At 66.6% G+C, this 21,678-nt stretch carries 23 protein-coding genes; 12 read left to right on the top strand and 11 right to left on the bottom strand.

All coding sequences use genetic code 11. The annotated features are described in order from the left end of the window. Positions 1-205: 205 nt before the first annotated feature. Positions 206-826 carry a TetR/AcrR family transcriptional regulator gene (locus tag MKW15_RS20835; RefSeq protein ID WP_240861641.1) on the bottom strand — a complete coding sequence of 207 codons (621 nt, stop codon included), beginning with the start codon at positions 824-826 and terminating at the stop codon, positions 206-208. Positions 827-914: 88 nt separating this feature from the next. Here MKW15_RS20835 and MKW15_RS20830 point away from each other — a divergent pair, with 88 nt between their 5' ends. After that, positions 915-1,463: an ester cyclase gene (locus tag MKW15_RS20830; RefSeq protein WP_240861639.1), complete on the top strand. Its 549-nt coding sequence runs from the start codon at positions 915-917 to the stop codon at positions 1,461-1,463. On the opposite strand, the gene MKW15_RS20825 is transcribed toward MKW15_RS20830, so the two are convergent. Further along, on the bottom strand, positions 1,450-2,091 hold the full coding sequence (locus MKW15_RS20825; protein ID WP_240861635.1) for a cysteine hydrolase family protein: 642 nt from the start codon (positions 2,089-2,091) through the stop codon (positions 1,450-1,452). The two genes, MKW15_RS20830 and MKW15_RS20825, sit on opposite strands and share 14 nt — an antisense overlap. Before the next feature lie 76 nt (positions 2,092-2,167). On the opposite strand from MKW15_RS20825, the gene malQ reads away from it, so the two are divergent. Then, positions 2,168-4,291: a 4-alpha-glucanotransferase gene (gene malQ / locus MKW15_RS20820; protein ID WP_240861633.1), complete on the top strand. Its 2,124-nt coding sequence runs from the start codon at positions 2,168-2,170 to the stop codon at positions 4,289-4,291. Between the two features lie 10 nt (positions 4,292-4,301). Here malQ and MKW15_RS20815 read toward each other — a convergent pair whose 3' ends face one another. Beyond that, complete coding sequence (locus MKW15_RS20815; protein ID WP_240861632.1) at positions 4,302-5,483, bottom strand: MFS transporter; 1,182 nt, start codon at positions 5,481-5,483, stop codon at positions 4,302-4,304. 71 nt (positions 5,484-5,554) lie between these two features. On the opposite strand from MKW15_RS20815, the gene MKW15_RS20810 reads away from it, so the two are divergent. The 3 genes from MKW15_RS20810 to MKW15_RS20800 all read left to right on the top strand — a co-directional run bounded on the left by MKW15_RS20810 (position 5,555) and on the right by MKW15_RS20800 (position 9,360). Continuing rightward, positions 5,555-6,748 carry an ATP-grasp domain-containing protein gene (locus MKW15_RS20810; RefSeq protein WP_240861631.1) on the top strand — a complete coding sequence of 398 codons (1,194 nt, stop codon included), beginning with the start codon at positions 5,555-5,557 and terminating at the stop codon, positions 6,746-6,748. A gap of 91 nt (positions 6,749-6,839) precedes the next feature. Continuing rightward, positions 6,840-8,327, top strand: a complete 1,488-nt coding sequence (locus tag MKW15_RS20805; protein ID WP_240861629.1) for a flavin-containing monooxygenase — start codon at positions 6,840-6,842, stop codon at positions 8,325-8,327. A 10-nt stretch (positions 8,328-8,337) separates the two neighbouring features. Beyond that, positions 8,338-9,360, top strand: coding sequence for a zinc-binding alcohol dehydrogenase family protein (locus MKW15_RS20800; RefSeq protein ID WP_240861628.1), 1,023 nt, complete (start codon positions 8,338-8,340; stop codon positions 9,358-9,360). 3 nt (positions 9,361-9,363) lie between these two features. On the opposite strand, the gene MKW15_RS20795 is transcribed toward MKW15_RS20800, so the two are convergent. From MKW15_RS20795 to ybaK, 3 genes are all read right to left on the bottom strand, one after another. Beyond that, the gene (locus MKW15_RS20795; RefSeq protein ID WP_240861626.1) at positions 9,364-9,810 is read right to left on the bottom strand and encodes an SRPBCC family protein; all 447 of its coding nucleotides are present in this window, start codon (positions 9,808-9,810) and stop codon (positions 9,364-9,366) included. Between the two features lie 92 nt (positions 9,811-9,902). Beyond that, on the bottom strand, positions 9,903-10,658 hold the full coding sequence (locus MKW15_RS20790; RefSeq protein WP_240861624.1) for an SOS response-associated peptidase: 756 nt from the start codon (positions 10,656-10,658) through the stop codon (positions 9,903-9,905). A gap of 32 nt (positions 10,659-10,690) precedes the next feature. Continuing rightward, a complete protein-coding gene (gene ybaK / locus MKW15_RS20785; RefSeq protein ID WP_240861622.1) occupies positions 10,691-11,188 on the bottom strand; it encodes a Cys-tRNA(Pro) deacylase in 498 nt (165 codons plus the stop codon). Positions 11,189-11,261: 73 nt separating this feature from the next. Here ybaK and MKW15_RS20780 point away from each other — a divergent pair, with 73 nt between their 5' ends. After that, positions 11,262-12,107 (top strand): sigma-70 family RNA polymerase sigma factor, encoded by an 846-nt coding sequence (locus tag MKW15_RS20780; protein WP_374247701.1) that lies wholly within the window; start codon positions 11,262-11,264, stop codon positions 12,105-12,107. Then, the gene (rsrA, locus tag MKW15_RS20775; protein WP_240861619.1) at positions 12,104-12,442 is read left to right on the top strand and encodes a mycothiol system anti-sigma-R factor; all 339 of its coding nucleotides are present in this window, start codon (positions 12,104-12,106) and stop codon (positions 12,440-12,442) included. The genes MKW15_RS20780 and rsrA overlap by 4 nt, the downstream gene beginning before the upstream one ends. Before the next feature lie 104 nt (positions 12,443-12,546). Here the strand turns inward: rsrA and MKW15_RS24695 are convergent, their stop codons facing one another. After that, positions 12,547-12,621 (bottom strand): 50S ribosomal protein bL37, encoded by a 75-nt coding sequence (locus MKW15_RS24695; RefSeq protein ID WP_374247711.1) that lies wholly within the window; start codon positions 12,619-12,621, stop codon positions 12,547-12,549. Positions 12,622-12,717: 96 nt separating this feature from the next. Here MKW15_RS24695 and MKW15_RS20770 point away from each other — a divergent pair, with 96 nt between their 5' ends. Beyond that, a complete protein-coding gene (locus MKW15_RS20770) occupies positions 12,718-12,939 on the top strand; it encodes a biotin/lipoyl-binding carrier protein (RefSeq protein WP_240861617.1) in 222 nt (73 codons plus the stop codon). A 24-nt stretch (positions 12,940-12,963) separates the two neighbouring features. Continuing rightward, positions 12,964-14,469, top strand: coding sequence for a sensor histidine kinase (locus tag MKW15_RS20765; protein WP_240861615.1), 1,506 nt, complete (start codon positions 12,964-12,966; stop codon positions 14,467-14,469). A gap of 71 nt (positions 14,470-14,540) precedes the next feature. On the opposite strand, the gene MKW15_RS20760 is transcribed toward MKW15_RS20765, so the two are convergent. Then, entirely contained in the window at positions 14,541-14,795 is a 255-nt protein-coding gene (locus MKW15_RS20760) for a WhiB family transcriptional regulator (RefSeq protein ID WP_005170735.1), read from the bottom strand. 420 nt (positions 14,796-15,215) lie between these two features. Here MKW15_RS20760 and MKW15_RS20755 point away from each other — a divergent pair, with 420 nt between their 5' ends. Continuing rightward, positions 15,216-16,337, top strand: a complete 1,122-nt coding sequence (locus MKW15_RS20755) for an MFS transporter (RefSeq protein ID WP_240861648.1) — start codon at positions 15,216-15,218, stop codon at positions 16,335-16,337. Here the strand turns inward: MKW15_RS20755 and MKW15_RS20750 are convergent. Continuing rightward, complete coding sequence (locus MKW15_RS20750) at positions 16,271-17,224, bottom strand: diacylglycerol/lipid kinase family protein (RefSeq protein WP_240861646.1); 954 nt, start codon at positions 17,222-17,224, stop codon at positions 16,271-16,273. The two genes, MKW15_RS20755 and MKW15_RS20750, sit on opposite strands and share 67 nt — an antisense overlap. A 68-nt stretch (positions 17,225-17,292) precedes the next feature. On the opposite strand from MKW15_RS20750, the gene MKW15_RS20745 reads away from it, so the two are divergent. Next, complete coding sequence (locus tag MKW15_RS20745) at positions 17,293-17,733, top strand: hypothetical protein (protein ID WP_240861613.1); 441 nt, start codon at positions 17,293-17,295, stop codon at positions 17,731-17,733. A gap of 56 nt (positions 17,734-17,789) precedes the next feature. Beyond that, entirely contained in the window at positions 17,790-18,581 is a 792-nt protein-coding gene (locus MKW15_RS20740) for a ParA family protein (RefSeq protein ID WP_240861610.1), read from the top strand. Positions 18,582-18,699: 118 nt separating this feature from the next. On the opposite strand, the gene MKW15_RS20735 is transcribed toward MKW15_RS20740, so the two are convergent. Both MKW15_RS20735 and MKW15_RS20730 read right to left on the bottom strand, forming a co-directional pair. Then, positions 18,700-19,962, bottom strand: coding sequence for an Rv3212 family protein (locus tag MKW15_RS20735; protein WP_240861607.1), 1,263 nt, complete (start codon positions 19,960-19,962; stop codon positions 18,700-18,702). A 43-nt stretch (positions 19,963-20,005) separates the two neighbouring features. Beyond that, on the bottom strand, positions 20,006-21,664 hold the full coding sequence (locus tag MKW15_RS20730; RefSeq protein WP_240861605.1) for a DEAD/DEAH box helicase: 1,659 nt from the start codon (positions 21,662-21,664) through the stop codon (positions 20,006-20,008). Between the last annotated feature and the right edge of the window lie 14 nt (positions 21,665-21,678).

The following is a 21,678-nucleotide window of genomic DNA, read 5'->3' as shown; positions in this document are numbered from 1 at the left end:
AATCTAGGGGAAGAACTTCTTCCCCCAAATTCCAAGTCGTCCCCGCGAAAACTCGTGGGGAGGACTCCAAGGGTAGGGGAAGAAGTTCTTCCCCTACTTTTGGTGTCCGACCGGCACCAATGCGTCGCCGCCGCCCGCTCCCTGAGCCGGTGGGGCTTCGAGGCTCACGTCGGCCGGTAGTAGGGGCACCGGCCGCATGTGTGGTTCAGGGCAACAGCGCATGACACAGCATGTCGGCCAGCCAGGTGGCGATGTCATCGGCGGTCCAGCCTCGATCACGCAGTAGCCAGCGCGGCTCGTTGGAATTCAGCACCCACAGGATGTCGGTGGCCTTCTCGACGTCGAGATCGGCTCGTAGCCAACCCTTCTCGTGCAACGTCTGCACCCACATCGCGCTACCGTTGCGCCGTTCCTGATCGATAGTGTGGGCAAATGAGGAGAGCGCGGCGTCGGTGTCGCGTGCGCTCAGGACGACGCGGAGGAGGGGGTCGATGCGAGTTCCGATGCTTTGCGCGAGCTTTGCGTAGGCGAGGACCATCTCGTCGGGACTCGTCGCGTTGAAGACGGCGAGGGCCTCGGGTCGTTGTGCGAGCGGCACGTCCTCGTCGTCGCCCACGAGTGCGGTGTCGTAGACCGCCTTGAGTAGTCCGGCCTTGCCGGCGAAGGATTTGTAGATCGTCTCCTGCGACACCTGGGCTTCGTGTGCGACGTGCCGGATCGTGGTGCCGCCGAACCCGTTGTCGAGGAACGACGTTCGGGCGGCGGTGAGCACGCGTGCGCGTGTTGCGCGAGCCGCTTCGGTTCGCGAGCTGTTGTCGTAGGCCACATGTTCTCCTCGTCAAAGGGTTGTGCGAGATTTGGATACAGTTTACTGTAGTAATTAAATCCAGTTCACTGTATCGAAAGGTTTCATCATGTCCGCCACCCTGACTCATGCCGATCTCGCGCATCTCGCCGAACGTGCGATCCACGCCGTACTCTGGGGTTCGATCGCCGACCTCGCCGAGATCAACCACCCCGACGCCGTCAATCGCGAGGCGATCGCGGAACCGCCGGCGACCCGAGGGACCGGCCCGGTTGCGTTCTTCGCAACCGGGGAGTGGCTGCGCGCAGGATTCAGCGATCTCGCGTGGACCACCGAGAACTCGGTCGTCGAGGGCGATCTCGTCGTCATCCACGGCACCATGTCCGGGCGGCAGACCGGGGACTTCGTCGTCTGGACACCGGAGGGCACTGTCGAACGCGCCTTCGCGCCGACCGGTGCGTCATTCACCGTGCGGCAGGCTCACTTCCAGCGCGTCGTCGACGGTCTCGTCGTCGAGCACTGGGCTGTTCGAGATGACCAGGGAATGGCGATGCAACTCGGCTGGGTTCCGCCCAGTCCCTGGTTCCTCTGGCGCTGCTACCTGGCGACCAGGCGTGCCCGACGCGTCGCGCGGTCGGCGTCGGTCACTGGTGAGTGACCACCGGTGTGCGTCCGAGGGCATCGGCCACCTGCGCCGATTCGACCGGTTCGGAGAACATCGGGTAGTCGAAGCTGATCGCGTTGTCGTGCTCGGCCACCGATGTCGCCGCCGTGCAATCGGTCAGCGTGAGCACGCGGTAGCCGTTCTCGTAGCCGGTGCGCATCGTCGATTCGACACAGCAGTTGGTGAGGAATCCGCCCAGGATGATGGTGTCGATGCCCTTGCTGCGCAGGATGAAGTCCAGATTGGTGCTGGCGAAGGTGTCGAGGCCGCGCTTGCCCTCGACGAGGATGTCGCCGTCCGCGGGTGTGAGATCGTCGACGATCGCGGCTCCCCAGGTGCCCTTCACGAAAGCGTTGCCGTCGACGACGCCCTTGAGGATTCCGTACGGATGGCGCGTCAGTTCGCCATAGCCGGGGGCAAAGGTGATCGGAACGTGCATGATCGTGACACCCGCCGACCGGGCCCTGTCCACGAGGGAAACGGTGTTGGCGAGCATGCCGGTCTTGTCCATCACCTCGGCGACCGCGTCGTGCAGAACGCCGCCGTCGCTGGTGAATTCGTTCTGGTATTCGATGAGGACCAGGGCGGTGGTCGCGGGATTGAGCGTCAGTGAATCGGCCATGAATCCAGTGTGACCCAGATATCTCGACTCGATGGCAAGTCGCGCGGATCCACCGAAATCCTGAGACGATGCTGACGTGGATGAGCGGCTGATCGAACTGGCCCATCGTTGGGGCATTGCCACCGAATACGTCGGCTGGGACGAGCAGACGCATGACGTCAGCGAGCGGACCCTGGTGTCGACGCTTCGTGCTCTCGGCGTCGACGCCGAAAGCCCAACGGCGATCGAGGCCGCGCTGGTGGCGATCGATGAGCGGGAGTGGCGGGAGTTCCTGCCGCCGGTCGTCGTGGTCGTCGAGGGCGGCGGCACGTTCTGTGTGCATGTGCCGCATGGGGATCCGGTCCAGGTACACGTCACCACCGAGTCCGGTGAGCAACGAGTTCCCGAGCAACTCGACATCTGGGTGAATCCCCGCGAGATCGACGGCGCACTCGTCGGCCGCGCGACCTTTGCGGTGCCCGGCGATCTCGAGCCGGGATATCACCGGATCAAGGCACTCAATCCGAGCAGCACCGAGGCTGCGAGCTGCTCGCTCATCGTGACGCCGCGCCGCCTCGCCACCGCCGACCGACTGCTCGGCCATCAGCGATGGGGTCTCGCGGTGCAGCTGTACTCGGTGCGGTCGGCGAGTTCGTGGGGTGTCGGAGACTTCGCCGATCTCGCCGGCATCTGCGAGGTCGCGGCCAGCAGCTACGGTGCCGACTTCGTTCAGGTCAACCCATTGCATGCCGCGCAGCCGCAGCCGCCGCTGGAGAACTCGCCGTACCTGCCGACCACTCGCCGGTTCGTCAATCCGCTCTACATCCGCGTCACCGACATCCCGGAGATCGCGGGGCTCCGGAAGAAGCATCGGAGGTGGATCGCGGAGCTCGAACGGGCGTTCTTCGCCGAGGATCTCTCGGCCGACAAGATCAAACGCGACAAGTCCTACCGCGCCAAGATGGAAGCGCTCGAACTCATCTACGCAGTGCCGCTCGGCGGGCGCAGGCGGGCCGCGTTCCGCGCGTTCCGGGAACGGGAGGGCAAGGGGCTCAAGCGGTTCGCTACTTGGTGCGCGTTTGCCGAGCGCTATCCCGAGGACAATCCTCGGTGGCGCAAACAGTTGCGCGACAAGGAATATGTGAAGGCGAAGCGCGAAAAGCTCAAGCGCCGCATTGATTTCTACATGTGGCTGCAGTGGATCTGCGACGACCAGCTCGCGGCCGCGCAACACGCCGCGATCTCGTCGGGGATGAGTATCGGGGTGGTCGCCGACCTCGCCGTCGGGGTCGCACGCCACAGCGCCGACGCCTGGATGCTCGGCGACGTGCTGGCCACTGGCGCGACGGTCGGGGCTCCGCCCGACGGATTCAATCAGCAGGGCCAGGGGTGGGATCAGCCGCCGTGGCATCCGCGGCGGCTCGCCGAGGCGGGCTACGAACCGTATCGAGACATGCTGCGGACCGTGTTGCGCCATGCCGGCGGACTGCGCGTCGACCACATCTTGGGCCTGTTCCGGCTGTGGTGGATTCCCGACGGTGATCGGCCGTCGGCGGGCACCTATGTGCACTACGACCACGACGCACTGATCGGCATCCTCGCGCTCGAGGCGCAGCGTGCCGACGCCGTCGTCATCGGTGAGGACCTCGGCGTGTTCGAGCGTTCGGTGCAGGAGACGCTGGCCGAGCGGGGCGTCCTGGGCACATCGATCCTGTGGTTCGAGCACGGGCCGTACGCCCCGATTCCGCCGGAGGAGTACCGGGAACTGTGCCTGACGTCGGTCACCACTCACGACCTCCCGCCCACGGCGGGTTATCTCGCCGGCGATCACATCGAATTACGTTCTCGGCTGGGCCTTCTGGAGACGGACGAGGAATCCGAACGCGTGCGGGACGAGCGTGACCGCACTGCGATTCTCGAGCTGGCGCGTGCGCGCGGGTTGCTCGATCCGGCAGTTCCCGTCACCGATCCGGCAACCATCAATGCGCTCTACGCGCTGATTGCCGCGAGCCCGTCGGTGCTGTTGTCGGTCGCACTGGTGGATGCCGTGGGGGAGAGACGGATTCAGAATCAACCGGGTACCGATGCCACGCAGTACCCCAACTGGTGCATTCCGCTCGCCGACGACGAGGGCAAGGTTGTCCTGGTGGAAGACCTCATCAGCAATTCGCGGTTCCGTTCGTTGGTGACCGCTTTGGAGAAGGCCGGCGTCGGACGCTGACGGTGCGTCGTTACCGGCGCCGGAACTCGACGACGGTCAAAGCCAGCGCGACGAGTGCGAGAACCGCGACACCGATGTTGAACACCACGCCGACGCTGCGCAGACCCCAGTGGGCGGCGGCGATGCCCTGGCCGACGATGGGGATCGAGATGGCGACATAGGCGACAACGAAGTACGTGGACGTCACCTCGGCCCGACGATGGACCGGGCTCGCGGCGACCACCGCGGCCAGACCCTTGCTGAACGACAACCCCTGCCCGATGCCACACACGATCGCGCCGAGGACGAGCAGTGTCATCGACGCGGCGAGGAGACCGCCGACCATGACTCCCATGCCGACCACCAGCGTCGCGCACCCGGCGACGAGCGCCGACTCGGTGGGGATGCCGCGTCCGACGATCTGGGTGAGCGCCGACGACAAGAACAACAGCGCGACCACACCGCCGGCCACCGCGTGACTGTCGATGCCGATGATGTGCGAGATGAACGAGGGCGTCACACCGGTGAAGGTGCCCATGACCGCGAAACCGGCGAAGGCCGCGATCGCCGCGCGGGTGAACACCGTGCGGACCTCTGCTGGGACCGACAACCGTTGCACCGACAGCCGAGCACCCGGGCGCACGACGACCGGTTCGGGGATGAACCACACTCCGACGAAGGCGACCGCAAGCAGCGCCAGATCGAGCAGGAACGGCGTCCGCAGCGGCGCCGGACCCCATTCGGCGAGCACGCCGGCCACCACCGGACCCAGCCCGAGGCCACCGATATTGGCCGCGGTCGCAACCGCGGGCGCTCGTTGCTGCCACGACGGCGGGGCGAGTTCGATGACTGCTGCGGTCGCGGTGCCGGTGAAGATGCCGGCCGACAGGCCCGACAGCACCCGCCCGAGGATCAACTGCCACTCCGGTCCGGCGGTCAGGAAGACCACCGCACTTGCCGCGGACAGCAGGGCGCCGGCGATGAGCAGCGGCCGACGTCCGACGACGTCGGACCACCGTCCGAATCCGATGAGCGCGGCGATGACTCCGGCGGCGTAGACCGCGAAGATGACCGTCGTGGTGGTGACGCCGAAACCCATCTCGCCGGCGTAGATCGCGTACAGCGGGGTCGGCAGGGTGGTGCCGAGCATGACCACCGCGAACGCGTAGACCGCGGAGAAGAAGGCCAGCCCTCCGGAGGTGTGCATGCTCATGTCCAAGCCCCGGACGCCATGTTGTATTCCAGGCCTCGTCGTATTCCGGATGTCCGATATCGTCGGGGCTTATGACCGACACCGCCCCGAGGGTCCTGGCGACCACGTCGCGAATGCCGTTCGCCGTCGACGAGATTCACAAGCTCGGCGAGACAGGTCGGGACGTCACCGCGGCCGACACCTTCGCTGCGTCCCCGGGCAGCCACTCGCGCGGTGCGAGCCGACATGTGGTGGTCCCGGCGCCCACCCAGCGGACCGCGGAGTTCATCGCGGCGGTCATGGAGGTGATCCGACGCGAACGCATCACGTGGCTGCTGCCGATGTTCGAGGAGGTGTTCTACCTCGCGCGGCATCGTGACCTGCTGCGCGACGCGGGCGGCGAGCACCTCGAACTGTTCTTCCCCGACTTCGACACCTTGGCCAAGGTGCACGACAAGGTGGCGTTCACCCGGTTCTGCCGGGAGTTGGGGTTGTCGGCGGCCGAATCCGCGACGGCGACGACGCGTGACGAACTGCGCGCCGCCACCCAGATGTGGCCGCACTGGTTCGCGCGGGCGGCTTACGGCCGCGGCGGCCTCGACGTGCTCACCAACACCGGACCGCTGGCGGGTGAGTCGTCGATCGACGAGGTCACACCCACGCCCGACGAGCCATGGCTGGTGCAGGAGTACCTGGAGGGCGTCGACCGCTGCAGTTGGAGCGTTGTGCACCACGGCGAAGTGGTCTTGCATTCCTGCTACGAACACCCGCTGACCATCGATGACCGCGGCGGCATCGTCTTCGAGTCCGTCGACTCGCCGGAATCGCTCGCCGCAGCGCAGACAATCGCCCGCGAGCTGAACTGGCACGGCCAGCTCAGCTTCGACTACCTCGTCACCGACGACGGCGTCCACCACATGGTCGAGTGCAATCCGCGTCCGACGGCGGGCTGCACGCTGGCGACATCCGAGGAGTTCGACACCGCGCTGTTCGCACCCAGCGGCCTGGTCGTGGTGCCCGCCGGGCGGAAGAAGATGATCAAGGCCGCGGTCCTGCGTGACGCCCTCAAACACCCTTCGCATCTACGACGAAACCTGGCCGCCGCCAAGGGCGCGAGCGGCGTGTACGACCAGGCCAAGGACCATATGCCGCTGATCTATTCCGCGTTGTCGTTGCAGCACATCCTCGCCTATCGCAAGGTGTTGGGCATCGACCGCAACAAGCGCGAAGAACTCGTCGCCACACAGTTCTTCGACGTGCTGTGGGACGGTTCGCCGATCCCGTGACCGACGGGGTGGCCGAGGTGCCCTCTGGTCCGAATCCGTGACATGGGTTACTGTGTCGTCGAGTAACGGATAGTCGATCAGGAGGACTGCGATGCCTGGCCAGCCGGATCATGACGCGATCATCGTCGGCGCCGGTTTCGGCGGAATCGGCGCGGGCATAGCGCTCAAACGCGAGGGTCTCGACAACCTGGCGATCCTCGAGCGCGAGGACGATCTGGGTGGAACGTGGCACGTCAATCACTACCCCGGACTGGCCGTCGACATCGCGTCGGTGACGTACTCGTTCTCCTTCGAACCGAACCCGGACTGGTCGCGCCTGTTCGCTCCCGGCGCCGAGCTCAAGCAGTACGCCCACCACGTCGCCGACAAGTACGACCTCAAGCGGCACATGGAATTCGGCACCACGGTGACCACCGCACACTGGGACGACGCCGAACACCTGTGGCGGGTCTCGACCGACAGTGGTCCGACGCGTACCGCCCGCTATCTCGTGACCGCGACCGGGTTCCTGTCCCAGCCCTACACCCCCGACTTCCCGGGAATCGGCAGCTTCGCCGGACGCATCATCCACACCACCGCGTGGGAGGACGGCCACGACTTCACCGGCGAACGTGCCGCGGTCATCGGCACTGGTGCGACGGCCGTCCAGCTGATCCCCGAGATCGCCCGAACGGCAACCGAACTCACCGTCTTCCAGCGTACGCCGATCTGGGTGGTACCCAAGGTCGACTTCGCGATCCCACCCGCCGTTCGCTCCCTGTTCCGTCGGATACCGTTGACGCAGAAGACGGCTCGCATGGTCAACACCTCCCTGTTGGAGGCGCTGATGGTGTTCGGTGTGCTGCATTTCAAGCAGGCCAAGCTCGGAAACAGATTCGCCGCACTGCTCGGCAAGGCGCACCTTCGCGCGCAGGTGCGCGACCCGGACCTACGACGAAGGCTCACCCCCGACTACGACTTCGGTTGCAAGCGACCGACGTTCTCCAACACCTACTTCGCGTCGTTCAACAAGCCGAACGTGGCATTGCAGACCGAGTCGATCGTCCGCGTCGAGCCCGACGGCATCGTCACCGCCGAAGGCAAGAAGACCACGATCGACACCCTGGTGCTCGCGACCGGATTCAACCTCTGGGACGTCAACTTCCCCGCTTTCGAGATAGTCGGGCGTGAGGACCGCAATCTGGGACAGTGGTGGCGGGACAACCGCTTTCAGGCCTACGAGGGCATCACCGTACCGAAGTTCCCGAACTTCTTGTCCCTCAACAGTCCCTACTCCTACAGCGGGCTCTCGTACTTCACCACCATCGAAGGGCAGATGCGCCACATCAAGCGGCTCTTCGGTGAACTGCGGCGTCGTGGCACGGACACCTTCGAGGTCACCGAAGCTGCCAACACCGAATTCCTCGACGCGATGACCGACAACCTGCAGTCGTCGGTGTTCTACAGCGGGAACTGCGCGACCTCACGCAGCTACTACTTCAACCAGCACGGCGAGGCGACGCTGCTTCGGCCCACCTCGACTCTGCGCACCCTGCGCGACATGGAGCGATTCCCGCTGAGCGCCTACGAGTATCGGTAGAATCTGGTTCATGCGCGCATGGGCGGTCACCACACCGGGTCCGATCGAGACCGGACCGATCGAGTTGCGTGAGAAACCGGATCCGATCGCACGGGAAGGCGAGCTGCTGGTCCGCGTGCGCGCATGCGGCGTCTGCCGGACAGATCTGCACGTCACCGAGGGCGACCTGCCGGTGCACCGTCCATCGGTGACGCCCGGTCACGAGATCGTCGGCGAGGTGGTCGGTCTCGGCGACGGCGTGACGGATTTCCGGATCGGTGAACGAGTGGGCGTGGCCTGGCTGCACAGCACTGACGGTGTGTGCGCCTATTGCCGACGCGGGTCCGAGAATCTCTGTCCCGCTTCGCGATACACCGGGTGGGACACGGATGGCGGTTATGCTGAACTCGCCACCGTGCCGGCGGAATTCGCCTACCGACTGCCCGACGACATCGACGACGTGGAGATCGCGCCGCTGCTGTGCGCGGGCATCATCGGGTATCGCGCGTTGCTGCGGACCGGGCTGCTCGACGACGGAAATGCCGATCGGGCAGTGCGCCGGCTGGGGATGTACGGCTTCGGTGGCAGCGCCCATCTGTGTGCGCAACTCGCGATCGCACTGGGGATCGAGGTGCATGTGTTCACGCGCGGCGACAAGTCGCAGCAACTCGCCCGCGACCTCGGGGCGGCATCGGTGGGGGAGACCTACGACGATCCACCCACTCCGTTGGACGCCGCGATCACGTTCGCGCCGGTCGGCGAGATCGTGCCGACCGCCATGCGTGGCCTCGACAGGGGTGGCGTCCTCTCCATCGCGGGCATTCATCTGAGCGATATCCCGACGCTGAACTACGAGCGGGAGTTGTTCTACGAGAAGGAAATACGGTCGGTGACTGCGAACACGCGCCACGACGGCACGGAATTTCTGGTGCTCGCCGCCCGACACGGCGTCCGGGCGACGACGCATCCGTATCCGATGAGTTCGGCCCTGCAGGCGCTGATCGACCTCAAGGCCGGGGCGTTCGACGGCGCAGCGGTGCTGGTGCCCGACTGATCGTCAACGTGCAGCCAGCAAGCCCGCTGCCCGCTGCAGGTCGGCCCGCAGCACGGTGGGGGCCAACGCGTTCAGGCCGATCAGCACGGGTGTGAAGAGTCGGGGAACGGTGAGCGTGGCCCGGGCCCGCACCTGGCATCCGTCGTCGTGGGGCCCGACATCCAGGCGGAGTCGGGCATCGACGACATGCCAGTTCCCGATTTCGACCCAATACTGTTGGGGCACACAGTCGATCACCTCGAGCCGCGGAGCGATACCGGGCACCGTCGTCACGTCGACCCAGCTGGTGCCGACGTCTCCGGGCCGGTCGCCCACCGATCGGAGGTCGGTGATCCGACGCAGACTGGATTGCCATTCGGGGCGTCGGACCGGGTCGGTCAGGTAGTCGAAGGTCGCGGCAGCCGAAGCCGGGAATTCGACGACGGTATCGGCGATCTGTCTGCTGCCCATGGGAGCCTTTCGATGTCGTGGTGTTCGACTGACACACAGAACTACCATCTACACACGGGATCCCCTGTGTAGATGGTAGTTCTGTGTGTGCATCACACGGGCTCGAGCAGTTCGGGTCCGTTGTTGGCAACCCGGTTCACGAGCGGTGCGACCTCGCGGATCTCGATGGCCGCCGCGATGTCGGCCGCGGGCGGCGCGAACAGTTCCGACGGGGCCCGGTGATCCGGATCGAGCCAGGCGTCCCACTGTTCGAAAGGCATGATCAGCGGCATCCGATCGTGCACGTCGGTCAGCTTGCCCACCGCGTCGGTGGTGAGAATGGAGCAGCTCAGGAGTGGTGACGAGTCCTCGGCGTCGTCCTTGGGGTGCCACACCGACCACAGTCCGGCCATGAACAACCTGGTTCCGTCGGTCGGTGACATGAAGTACGGGATCTTGGTCGGCTTGCCCTTGTCGTCGGCCGGTTCCTTCTTCCACTCGTACCAACCGTCCATCGGAACCAGGCAGCGTTTGGACCGTACCGACGAGCGGAACGAGCTCTTCTCACCCGCGGTCTCGGCTCGCGCGTTGAACAGCAGCGGCCCCTTGCCGACCTCCTTGGCCCACGGCGGTACAAGTCCCCACCGCATGGCCCGCACCCGCAGTTTCGCGTCGTCCTCGGGTTCGTCATGGTCGTGGCGTTTGACCACGGTCATCACCGTCGTCGTCGGCGCGACGTTGTAGTTTGGGCCGGGGGACCGTGGCGCGGTGTCGAGGTCGGTGGTGTCGGGAGACTCGACCTCGTTGACCGCATCGATCTCCGCAGCCAGCTTCGCCGGGTCGGTGGTCACCGCATAACGTCCGCACATGCCATCTATGCTGCCTGAACGCTCCGACAAACTCAGGACACGACGTCGGCCGTCACCGCGCCGGTGATCGTCACCAGGTCGGCGGGTGCGAGTTCGATCTCGAGGCCGCGTTTGCCCGCGCTGCACAGCACGCGCGAGTGATCCAGTGCCGAGATGTCGATCACGGTGGGCAACGCGCTGCGCTGCCCGACCGGCGACACCCCACCCAGGACATACCCCGTGGTCCTGGTCACGTCGCGTTCGGTGGCCATCGCCGCTTTGGCGCCGCCGAGCGCGGCGGCCGCGGCCTTGAGCGACAGGCGCCGTGGGACGGGGATGACCGCCACGGCCAGGTGATTGCGGGCACCGCTGCCCGACACCTCGATGACCAGTGTCTTCAGAATCTGCTCGGCGTCGACGCCGACCAACTCGGCCAGCGCCGACACCGCCTCGGCGCCGTAGGCGTCGGTGCGTGGATCGTGCGCGTAGCGATGGACGGTGTGGTCGATGCCGGCCCGGGTGAGTGCGGTGATCGCGGGAGTGGACGCCATGACGGAACAATTGCCCGATTCGCGATGTTGTGCAAGAGCGACGACGCAAGTGGCGAAGGAGGGTGATCCGACGATGACAGCATCGGTGATGAACGATCCGGCGGTCGGGACATCGATCCCACCCGTGGTGATTCGTGCGCTGGATGCGCCTGTGGACCCGACGCGACACCGGGTGGAATCCACACCGGTAAACTGGGCCGAGCGTGTCCCCCTGCATTCCATCACCGAAGGGATCGTAGTGGCCGAGTCCCAGTCGACCGATCGTGCTGAAACAAGCGCGGCGCCGCGGCGCGCCGACCCCAACGAGACACCCGAGCAGCTCACCGAGCGCTTCGAGCGCGACGCGCTGCCGCTGCTCGACCAGATGTACGGCGCAGCTCTGCGCATGACGCGCAATCCGGCCGACGCCGAGGACCTCGTTCAGGAGACCTACGTGAAGGCGTTCACCGCGTTCGCGTCGTTCCGTGAGGGCACCAATCTGAAGGCGTGGCTCTACCGGATCCTCACCAACACCTACATCAACGGTTACCGCAAGAAGCAGCGTCAACCTGCGCAGTATCCGACCGACGAGATCACCGACTGGCAGCTGGCCGCGACAGCGGAGCACACCTCGACGGGTTTGCGTTCGGCAGAGATAGAAGCACTCGACGCGCTGCCCGACGACGAGATCAAGGCCGCGCTGCAAGAACTTCCGGAGGAATTCCGGATGGCGGTCTACTACGCGGACGTGGAAGGTCTGCCGTACAAGGAGATCGCCGAGATCATGGACACACCCATCGGCACCGTGATGTCGCGTCTGCACCGTGGGCGTCGTCAGCTGCGTGAACTGCTCGGCGACGTTGCGCGTGAACGCGGTTTCAACCGGTCGAGTCGCAGTGGCGAATCGACCGAGGTATCGGATGCGGGGGTGGCGCGATGAGCGGCGACCGTGATCCTCAGCAGATCCGCGACGCGGCCGACGCCGAATTCGTCGACCTCGACTGCTCGGCGGTGATCGCCGACGTGTGGCTGTTGCTGGACAACGAATGCGACCCCGGCGCACGCGCTCGGCTTCAGGATCATCTCGATGCCTGCCCGGCCTGCCTGGCGCACTACGGCATCGAACAGCAGCTCAAGGCGCTCATCAACCGCAAATGCGGTGGCGAACAGGCACCCTCGGGACTCCGCGAACGACTCCGCGTGGAGATCCGTAAGACCGTCATCGTGCACGAGACCACCGTGCGGACCGACGAACTCGGCGACGCCGACCGCTGACCCAGTACTGACACGACAACGCCCGGGTGGCCGACGCCGTGCTGGCGTTGTGACCGGTCCCGGGCGGGTCCTGACTCGCTGAGCCCCCACACAAGGGGAGAGACTCAGGAGTTGGGGCGCTTGCCGTGGTTGGCGGCGCTCTTCTTACGAGCGCGCTTCTTGCGTCCGCGCTTTCCCATGACGCATCTCCTTCAGTACTGAATAGCGGGCACACCATTGTTTCACGACGGTGGGCGCCGACCCCAATCGGTCTGCGTGTGGGCTAGTTTGAGTGCATGGCAGAAGACGTCGTTGCAGAGATCGTCGCGACCGTGCTCGAGGTCAAGGCCGTGCCCGGCCAGCAGATCGACGTCGGCGACGAATTGATCCTGCTGGAGTCGATGAAGATGGAGATCCCGGTCCTCGCCGAGGAAGCCGGAACCCTGGCCGACGTCAAGGTCAAGGTGGGCGACGTGATCCAGGCGGGCGACATCATCGCCGTCTACGAACAGTCGTAACCCACCTCAGTTCGCCGGCGCCAGATGTCGACACTTGCCGATCTGCTCGCCGAGCACACCACCCTCGCCGACACCGCTGCCGCACACCTGCAGCGGCTGGTGGCCGAGTGGCAGTTGCTCGCCGACCTCTCCTTCGCCGACTTCCTACTGTCGGTGCGCACCGAATCGGGTGACATCGTCACCGTCGCCCAGTGCCGCCCCAACACGGCGTCGACCGTGTTTCCGAGCGACGAAGTGGGCCGCGTCATCGACCCGTCGGTCAACCCGCAGGTTCCGCGCGCCTTCGTCGAGGCACGGATACTGCGCGACGAGGACCCAGCCTGGTTCGGTGCCATGGCAATTCGTCGCGAGGCGGTCCCGGTGGAGTTCGACGGATCGGTCATCGCCGTGCTCACCCGGGCCGTCGACCTGACCCACCCTCGGTTGCCGTCGCCGCTGGAACTGGCGTACCAGGATTGCGCCAACGATCTCTGTCAGATGGTGGCCGACGGCACCTTTCCGGTAGAGGAGGGCAATCCGCGCGGATTGTCGACACCCCGCGCGGGCGACGGGTTCATCCGGCTCGACGAGAGCGGCCTGGTCACCTACACCAGCCCGAATGCGTTGTCGGCCTTCCATCGGATGGGGTGGACAGCCGAACTTCACCACGCGCGGCTCTCGGAAGTGGTCACCGAACTGCTCACCGACGCGTTCGAGGCGGCCGATGTGGCGTCGATGATCGACGTCGCCGCCGGCGCTGCGCTCCCACCGACGGTGCCCTACCGCGATATCGGGATGCGGGTGGAGGCCGACGCGCGACGGGCGACCGTCCTCATCCGAGCGGTGCCGCTACGACCGCGGGGCGAGGTGGCCGGCGCGGTGGTGCTGATCCGCGACGTCACCGAGGTGAAGCGGCGAGATCGGGCGTTGATCAGCAAGGACGCGACGATCCGGGAGATCCATCACCGCGTCAAGAACAACCTGCAATCGGTGTCGGCGCTGCTTCGGCTGCAAGCTCGCCGGACCGCCAACGAGGATGCCCGGTTGGCACTCACCGAGGCGGTACGACGAGTGGCGTCGATCGCGCTGGTGCACGAACTGCTGTCCGGCAGTGTCGACGAGGAGGTCGACCTCGACGAGGCCGTCGACCGGTTGGTGCCGATCCTGGTGGACGTTGCCTCAGGTGACGGTGCCGTCCGGGTGCAGCATCGACACCGGCTCGGTGTCCTCGCGGCCGAGTCGGCGATGCCGTTGGTGATGGTGCTCACCGAACTCATCCAGAACGCGATCGAGCACGGATTCGACGGTTCGCAGGAAGACGCCCTGATCGACATCGTGGTCGACCGGGATGTACGAAATCTGCGAATCGCCGTCCGCGACAACGGCTCCGGGCTACCCGACGGGTTCGATCTGGCCACCTCGGAACACCTCGGACTGCAGATCGTGCAGACCTTGGTGTCGATCGAGTTGAGTGGCGAACTCGGTGTCGGGCCCAACCCGGAGGGTCGGGGCACCGAGGTCGTCATCGTGATCCCCTTGCGCGGGGCATGAAAAAACCCGGCCGGTGGCCGGGTCTCTCATGGCCGCCGGGCTGACTCGTCAGCGCTCGGGGCCGCCGAGCGCTAGACGCTGCTCCGGGTACGCGTGCGTGCGGTACGCCGCTTCAGTGCGCGTCGCTCGTCTTCGCTCATCCCGCCCCAGACACCGGCATCCTGCCCGGACTCCAGCGCCCACGACAGGCATTCGGCGGTGACGGGGCACCGCGCGCAGACGAGCTTCGCATCAGCGATCTGTGCGATGGCCGGTCCACTGGTTCCCACTGGGAAGAACAGCTCCGGATCCTCGTCGCGACAGATGGCCTTGTGACGCCAGTCCATTCCTTCTCCTTCAGGCGCGCCGTTTTTGCGCACCACTCGATACTTGATGAATGCTTGTGTTGGCTGTAACCCCTGGTTCACGCGGGCACACCAAATGTTTCCGCGCTGTTGCTTGTGAATACTTTCACGAATCCAGCCGAAGTCAATGGTGTTGCGTTAACACGTGTGCAATATCACGTCACCGACCTAGCATCTCCAGTTGTGCGGTCAAGTGGGGGGGACTTGCACATGGTCACTCGCCGATGTACTAGTCTACGCTTCTTTGGTTACTTACGTTAAGGGTTTCCGCAGGTCGCCGATGGTGGTTACCATCCTTATATGCGCCATCGATGTTGATCCTCCTCACGACGCCTGAAAATCGCCGCGGTCACCGCGGCGTTGTGCACCGATCTCATCCCGCTGTACCCGGTGTACGCGGTGATGTTCACCGACCGGTCGGTGACCGGAGCTGGGCTGTCGGGTGCGCAGCTTTCCGCGCTGTTCATCATCTGGTCCGCCACCTCGTTTGTGGCCGAGATTCCCAGCGGGGTGCTCGCCGACCGCTTCTCTCGTCGCCGTCTGCTGATCGCGTCACCCCTGGTGACCGGTTGCGGCTTCGCGCTGTGGACCGTCGCGCCGTCGTTTCTGGCCTTCGCTGCGGGATTCGTACTCTGGGGCGTGGGTGGCTCGTTGCGGTCGGGGACCGCGCAGGCGCTGCTCTACGACGAACTCGCGGTACTGGGCGAGGAACGCAGCTACGCGCGGGTGGCCGGCCGCGTGCGGGCGGCCGAGGCGGTCGGTGTCGTGGCCGGTACCGCGTTGGCAGCGCCGCTGCTCGCGCTGGGCGGCTACGCGGCCGCGGGGTGGGCAAGCGTCGGCGCCTGCGTCGTGGCGGCCGGTGCGGCCGCCGCCTTACCGGAGGTGTCTCGCCGGGCTGAGGTTCCCGACGACGAAGATGATGAGACAAGCTGGCGGACAGTGATCCGCGATGCCCGTCGGTACGTGTCTGCGCAGCGGGCGGTGCGTCGGCTGCTCGGGCTGGTGATCGTGCTGACGTGGGTCGCCGCGCTCGACGAGTATCTGCCATTGCTTGCGGAATCTCTTTTGGGACAAGATGATTCGCCGTCGACGATCGCCCTGATGATGCTGGTGGTGTCGGTCGGCGACATCGTCGGTGGACTCGCCGCCGCCCATCGGGTGGCGGTCGGCAAGCTGGGCGCTCCGCTCGCCGTCGCGGCCGCGGCGCTCATCGTCGGCGCATGGTCGGGACACCCGGCGGGCATCGTCGCGGTGGCCGTGGCGTTCGGCGTGTTCGGGTGGGCGCTCGTGATCGCCGACGCGGCGCTGCAGGATCGGTTGTCCTCGGCCTCGCGCGCCACGGTCACCTCGGTGGCCGGCGTCGGGGAGGAAATGGTGGCGATCCTCGCGTTCGGCAGTTGGGCGCTCGGCTCGCAGTGGTGGGGTCCGGCGACGCTGTTCGCGGTCGCCGCGGTGCCTTACTTGGTGGTGTCGGTGGTGCTCGTCGCCAGGGGAGCGACCACGTCGAGGGCGGCGCGTCGGTGACCGAACCGGATGTCGGTGAACGCGCCGATGTAGTCGCCGTCCATCTGCACGTCGATGGGTTCGGCGGCGACAAAACGCACCGCCTCGACATCGTCGTCCCGGAACAGATGCCTGGCCTTGGGGTCGGCCTGGGCCAGCAGTCGGACGGCAAGCGGGATGTTGCGCAGGGCGCCCGACGACGTCGCGACAAAGACACCGAGCCGGCTGTCGAAGCCGGTGTTGGGATTGGTGCGGATCTCGCGTTTGCCGAGATAGGTCCACGGGCTGGTGTTCGACACGAAGCCGAACCGGGCGCCGGTGATCGGGTCCCGGCCGGGGATCTCCACGTCGAAGGTCGCCGAACTGCCCGCGTTGCGCAGGAAGCTGCTGACCGTCGTCCACAGATACCGCATCGGCGTCGCCGCCTTACCGGCGTGGCGCTTGTCCTCCATCGCGTGGACCACCACCGCATCCATACCCATTCCGCAGTTGAACAGGAACCAGCGGTCGGCGGCGTGGCCGAGCCCGATGCGCCGGCACTGCCCGGAATCGATGAGGCCGATGATCTGGCGGGTCGCGGCCAGGGGGTCGGCGTCGATCCCGAGCGTCCGCGCGAACACGTTGGCGCTGCCACCGGGGATGACGGCCAGAGCAGGACGACGGCGGGTGGGGTCGGACGCATTCGGGGGATCCAGCAGGCCGTTGGCCGCCTCGTTCACCGAGCCGTCGCCGCCGTGCACGATCACGACGTCGAACTCCTCGGCCAGCGCACGCTGTGCCAGCTCCCCGGCGTGGCCGCGGTGTGTGGTGTGCTCGACGTCGAGGTGAAAGTGGGCGCTCAGGGTATGGACCAGCGCATCGCGACCCGCCGGACTGGTGGCGGTGGCGAACGGGTTGACGATGAGCATGACGCGCACGACATCCGAGGATATGGGGTAGCGCCAGGCCGTGCGTAATCGATCCCTAGGCTGGACGCGTGAGCAGGGAGCAAGAGCAGCCGGTCGTCGCCGATCCAGGCGACCGTCCACCGACAGCCATTCGGGTGGCGGGGGTGGTGACGGCACTCGAGGGCGCGATCGCCGTGATCGTCGCCGCGGTGTTGGTGATCCGGGGTCTGGCCGGCCATGAGGAGGTCGCGATCAGCGGCTACGGCACGGCCGCGTGGTTCGGGATCATCGGCGGTGGCGTCCTCCTCGGTGGGGTCGCACTGCTGACCGGGCGCCGGTGGGGGCGGGCCATCGCGATGGTCGCGCAGATCCTGCTGCTGCCGGTCGCCTATTACCTGTTCACCAGCCATCAGCCGACCTTCGCGGTGCCGTTGGGGCTGGCCGCCCTCGTGGTCCTCGGATTCTTGTTCAGTCCGGCGTCGGTGCGATGGCTGGCCGGTGAGCTCGGGGGAACCGAGTCGGACGATTAGGCCCCGACTGGCGGCCAATGCGGGCCCTCTCGGCGCCGTGGCCGTACAGTAGTTGCATGACGCGCATCCTCGCGATTGCCAACCAGAAGGGCGGGGTGGCCAAGACCACTACGGTGGAGTCACTCGGGGCCGCTCTCGCCGACCTGGATGTCTCGGTTCTGGTGGTGGATCTCGATCCACAAGGGTGCCTTACGTTCTCGCTGGGCCACGACCCGGATCAACTCGAGACCTCGGTCCACGACGTGCTGCTCGGCGACGCGGAGATCACCGACGTCCTGCTCGACACCGAGGACAACGTGACGCTGCTCCCGGCCACCATCGACCTGGCCGGCGCCGAGGCGCTGCTGCTCATGCGACCGGGTCGGGAGTATGCGCTCAAGCGCGCACTGGCCGAGGTGTCGGAGGACTTCGACGTCATCCTCGTCGACTGCCCGCCGTCGCTGGGGGTGCTCACGCTCAACGGACTCACAGCGGCCGACGAGGTGATCGTGCCGCTGCAATGCGAGACGCTGGCCCACCGTGGCGTCGGGCAACTGTTGCGTACGGTGTCCGAGGTACAGCAGATCACCAATCCGTCGCTCACCATGCTCGGTGCGGTCGCGACGCTCTTCGACGCGCGCACCACCCACAGTCGCGATGTGCTCTCCGATGTGTCCGATCGGTACGACCTCGCGGTGCTGTCCCCGCCGATCCCGCGGACCGTGCGCTTCGCCGAGGCGTCGGCCTCCGGAACGTCGGTGATGCGCGGACGAAAGAACAAGGGCGCCACCGCATATCGCGAACTGGCCGAGAACCTCTGGAAGTACTGGGACGCCGGCCAGCAAGTCCAGACCTTCGACTTGGTCTGACCCACCACCGGGCCCCTGAGTCACGACCGCTCCCGACGCACCGCTCCTCAGGGCGGCGCCTCAGCCATCGGGAGGGGTTGCTTGCTCGGCGGCGATCGGGAGGAGACTCGCAACGGGCTCAGGGAGCCGGGACGAAGGCCTCGATCATGTCACCACGTTGCTCGACGACGACCTGCCCGATCACCCGCAGGCTCACGGTGCCACCGCGGAAGTCTGTGCGGGTCAGCGCGATGGTGCGGATCTCGCGTCCGGTCTCGACGTCGCGGACACTGATCCCCGACGGGCTCGGCAACAGGAGTTGTCGGTCCATCAGTGCTCCCGGGCCCAGTGTGCCGGGGACCTGGTACTTCGGCCGGCCGGTGCCGGCGTCGAGCACGACGGTCGCCTGCCCGGTCCAGTAGGTGACCACCGGGTCGTCGTCGATCGGCACGCTGTCGGCTCGTGGGGTGCGCTCGCCCTTGACGTCGTGGGTCGAGCCGGGGACGCCGTCCTGATTGAACAGCCGGATGCGGGGCGGCGTCGGCGAGCCGGGATTGGTGCTGCCGGCGTCGTAGATGGAGATGGTCGAGGAGTTCATCGCGACGAGGACCGGCGGTGCCTGCAGGGTGTCGATGGTGAGCAGCGACGAACCGTACTCGGTGACCTTCTCCTCCGAGTTCAGCAACGCGCCGAGAACGGTGAGCCGATAGCCCGGTTCCTCGCCACAGTGCTCGATGACCGCGACCCGATCACCGGAGATGGCAGAGGAGAAGAGCCGGCAGTTCGCCCGGCCGGGCTGGACGTCGGGGTTCACCGGGGCGTCGACGCGGCCGTACTCGATTCCGCGGACCAGGTTGGAGCCCCAGGTCTCCAGGCGGGTAGGGCCTTGTGCGACAACGTAACCCGAGTCGCTGACGAGGTGCAGGGTGTTGTCGGCGTCGCTTGACCGGGCGGCCGTGCGACGCCCGGTCTTGCCGTCGAGAGCGGTGACCTCGGAGCAGCCCCGCGAGTTGCGGTACACCGCGAGTACCGAATCGCTGCTGCCCGGCCACACGGCGTCGGTGGTGCAGAGCGCGAGGTCGCGTCGATACGACCACACCTCGTGGCCGGTGAACGGATCGTGCGCGACGACGTCGCCCCCGTCACCGGTGACCACCACGGCGTCGCCGAGCGCGGGGATTCGCGTGGCGGATGAGCGAGCGTGCCAGCCGGCGACGAGGCGGTCGGGGATCGCGGTGGCCGCGGGGACCGTCGGAGCCGCCTTCTCGGCAGCGTCGCTCTCGGTGTGCCGGACCGGGCTCACCGCCCAGGCGATGACCCCGAGCGCCACCACGACCACCACGATGACCGCGGTGACGACAAAATCGATCGGTGTGCGGCGTTCAGGTCTGAGTCGGGCCACGTGTCGTGTCGTCGCTGTGTCGTCGCTGCAGTGGACCGGCCGGCTATTCGGCGGGAGCCGAGGTAGCCGACGCGGCCGAGGCGGGCGAACCGTTCGAGGCTCCGCCGCGTCCGCGCCCACCACGGCGACGACGCCGGCGGCGCGGCCCATCGGAGCCGTCACCCCCGTCGGTTTTCGTGTTGCCGTCGGCCGTCGTGTCGCCGGAGGTCTTTGCGGTGGCGGTCTTCGTGGTTGCGGAGGCCTTCGGGGCGTCTGTCTTCGCGGTGGTGGAGGTCGTGCTGGTGGACGACTCGGCCGGTGCGTCACCGACCGGCTTGCCGCCCCGAGTGCGTCGACGGCTGCGGTTGGCGGTGCGTTCGCGCGGCTTGCGTTCGGTGCGTTCGGTCCGTTCACGCTCGGCAGGCTCGCGTCGCGGAGCCGAGATACGGCCGGTCGCCGACTCCGGGATCGACAGGTCGGAACGCAGATGCTCTGAGGTTGAGTAGGTTTCGGCGGGCTCCGGGATGTCGAGGCCGAGTGCCTTGTCGATCAGTTCCCAGCGGTGCAGCTCATCCCAGTCGACGAGGGTCACCGCGATGCCGGTGCGCCCGGCCCGACCGGTGCGACCGATGCGGTGCACATAATTCTTGTCGTCTTCGGGGATCTGGTAGTTGATCACGTGGGTGACGTCGTCGATGTCGATGCCGCGGGCCGCGACGTCGGTCGCGACCAGGACGTCGATCTCGCCGGACCTGAACTTCTTGAGTGCCTTCTCGCGGGCCACCTGACCGAGGTCGCCGTGCACTGCGCCGACCTTGAACCCGCGTTCGCCGAGATCATCGGCAACCTTCTGCGCGGTCCGCTTGGTGCGGGTGAAGACCATCGTGGCGCCGCGACCGTCGGCCTGCAGGATGCGGGCCACCAACTCGGCCTTGTCCAGTGCGTGCGCGCGGTAGACGAACTGTGTGGTGCGCTCGTGCACGGCCGAATCGTTGGCGTGCTCGGCGCGGATGTGCGTGGGCCGATTCAGGAAGGTGCGGGCCAGGGTGACGATCGGCCCGGGCATGGTCGCCGAGAACAGCATCGTCTGGCGCGGCGTGGGCAGCGCGCTCATGATGCGTTCGATGTCGGGCAGGAAGCCGAGGTCGAGCATTTCGTCGGCCTCGTCGAGCACCAGGATGGCGACCTTGCCGAGGATGAGGTGGCCCTGCTGCGCGAGGTCGAGCAGTCGGCCCGGGGTGCCGACGACGACGTCGACGCCGCTGCGCAGTTCGGCGATCTGCGACTCGTACGGGCGTCCACCGTAGATCGACGTGATCTTCAGCGGACGTACGGTGCCGTCACTCAGGGTGACGTCGGTGAGCTTCTTGGCGGCGACCTCGAAGTCGCCGGTGACCTGCAGACACAGTTCGCGCGTCGGCACGATGATCAGTGCGCGCGGCGTGTTGTCGAGGGCACGCAGGCCCGACTCCTCGGCGTGCGCGAGACGATGCAGCAGCGGGACACCGAAGCCGAATGTCTTGCCCATGCCGGTGCGGGCCTGGCCGATCAGGTCGTCGCCACTGAGTGCGAGCGGGAGTGTCAGCTCCTGGATCGCGAAGGTGTGGGTCTTGCCGTCGTCGGCCAGCGCGGCCACGATGCGGTCGTCCACGCCGAGCTCGGCGAAGGTCGGGGAGGTGTGGGTGTCGTCGACGATGGTTGTCTGCACGTCGGAATCGGTCATGTGCGGTTGTGCCT

It is taken from the genome of Gordonia gummivorans, assembly GCF_022513585.1.
Classification (GTDB): domain Bacteria; phylum Actinomycetota; class Actinomycetes; order Mycobacteriales; family Mycobacteriaceae; genus Gordonia.
The sequence above is the reverse complement of the archived record's forward strand: the minus strand, read 5'-3'. Positions and strand labels throughout refer to the sequence as shown.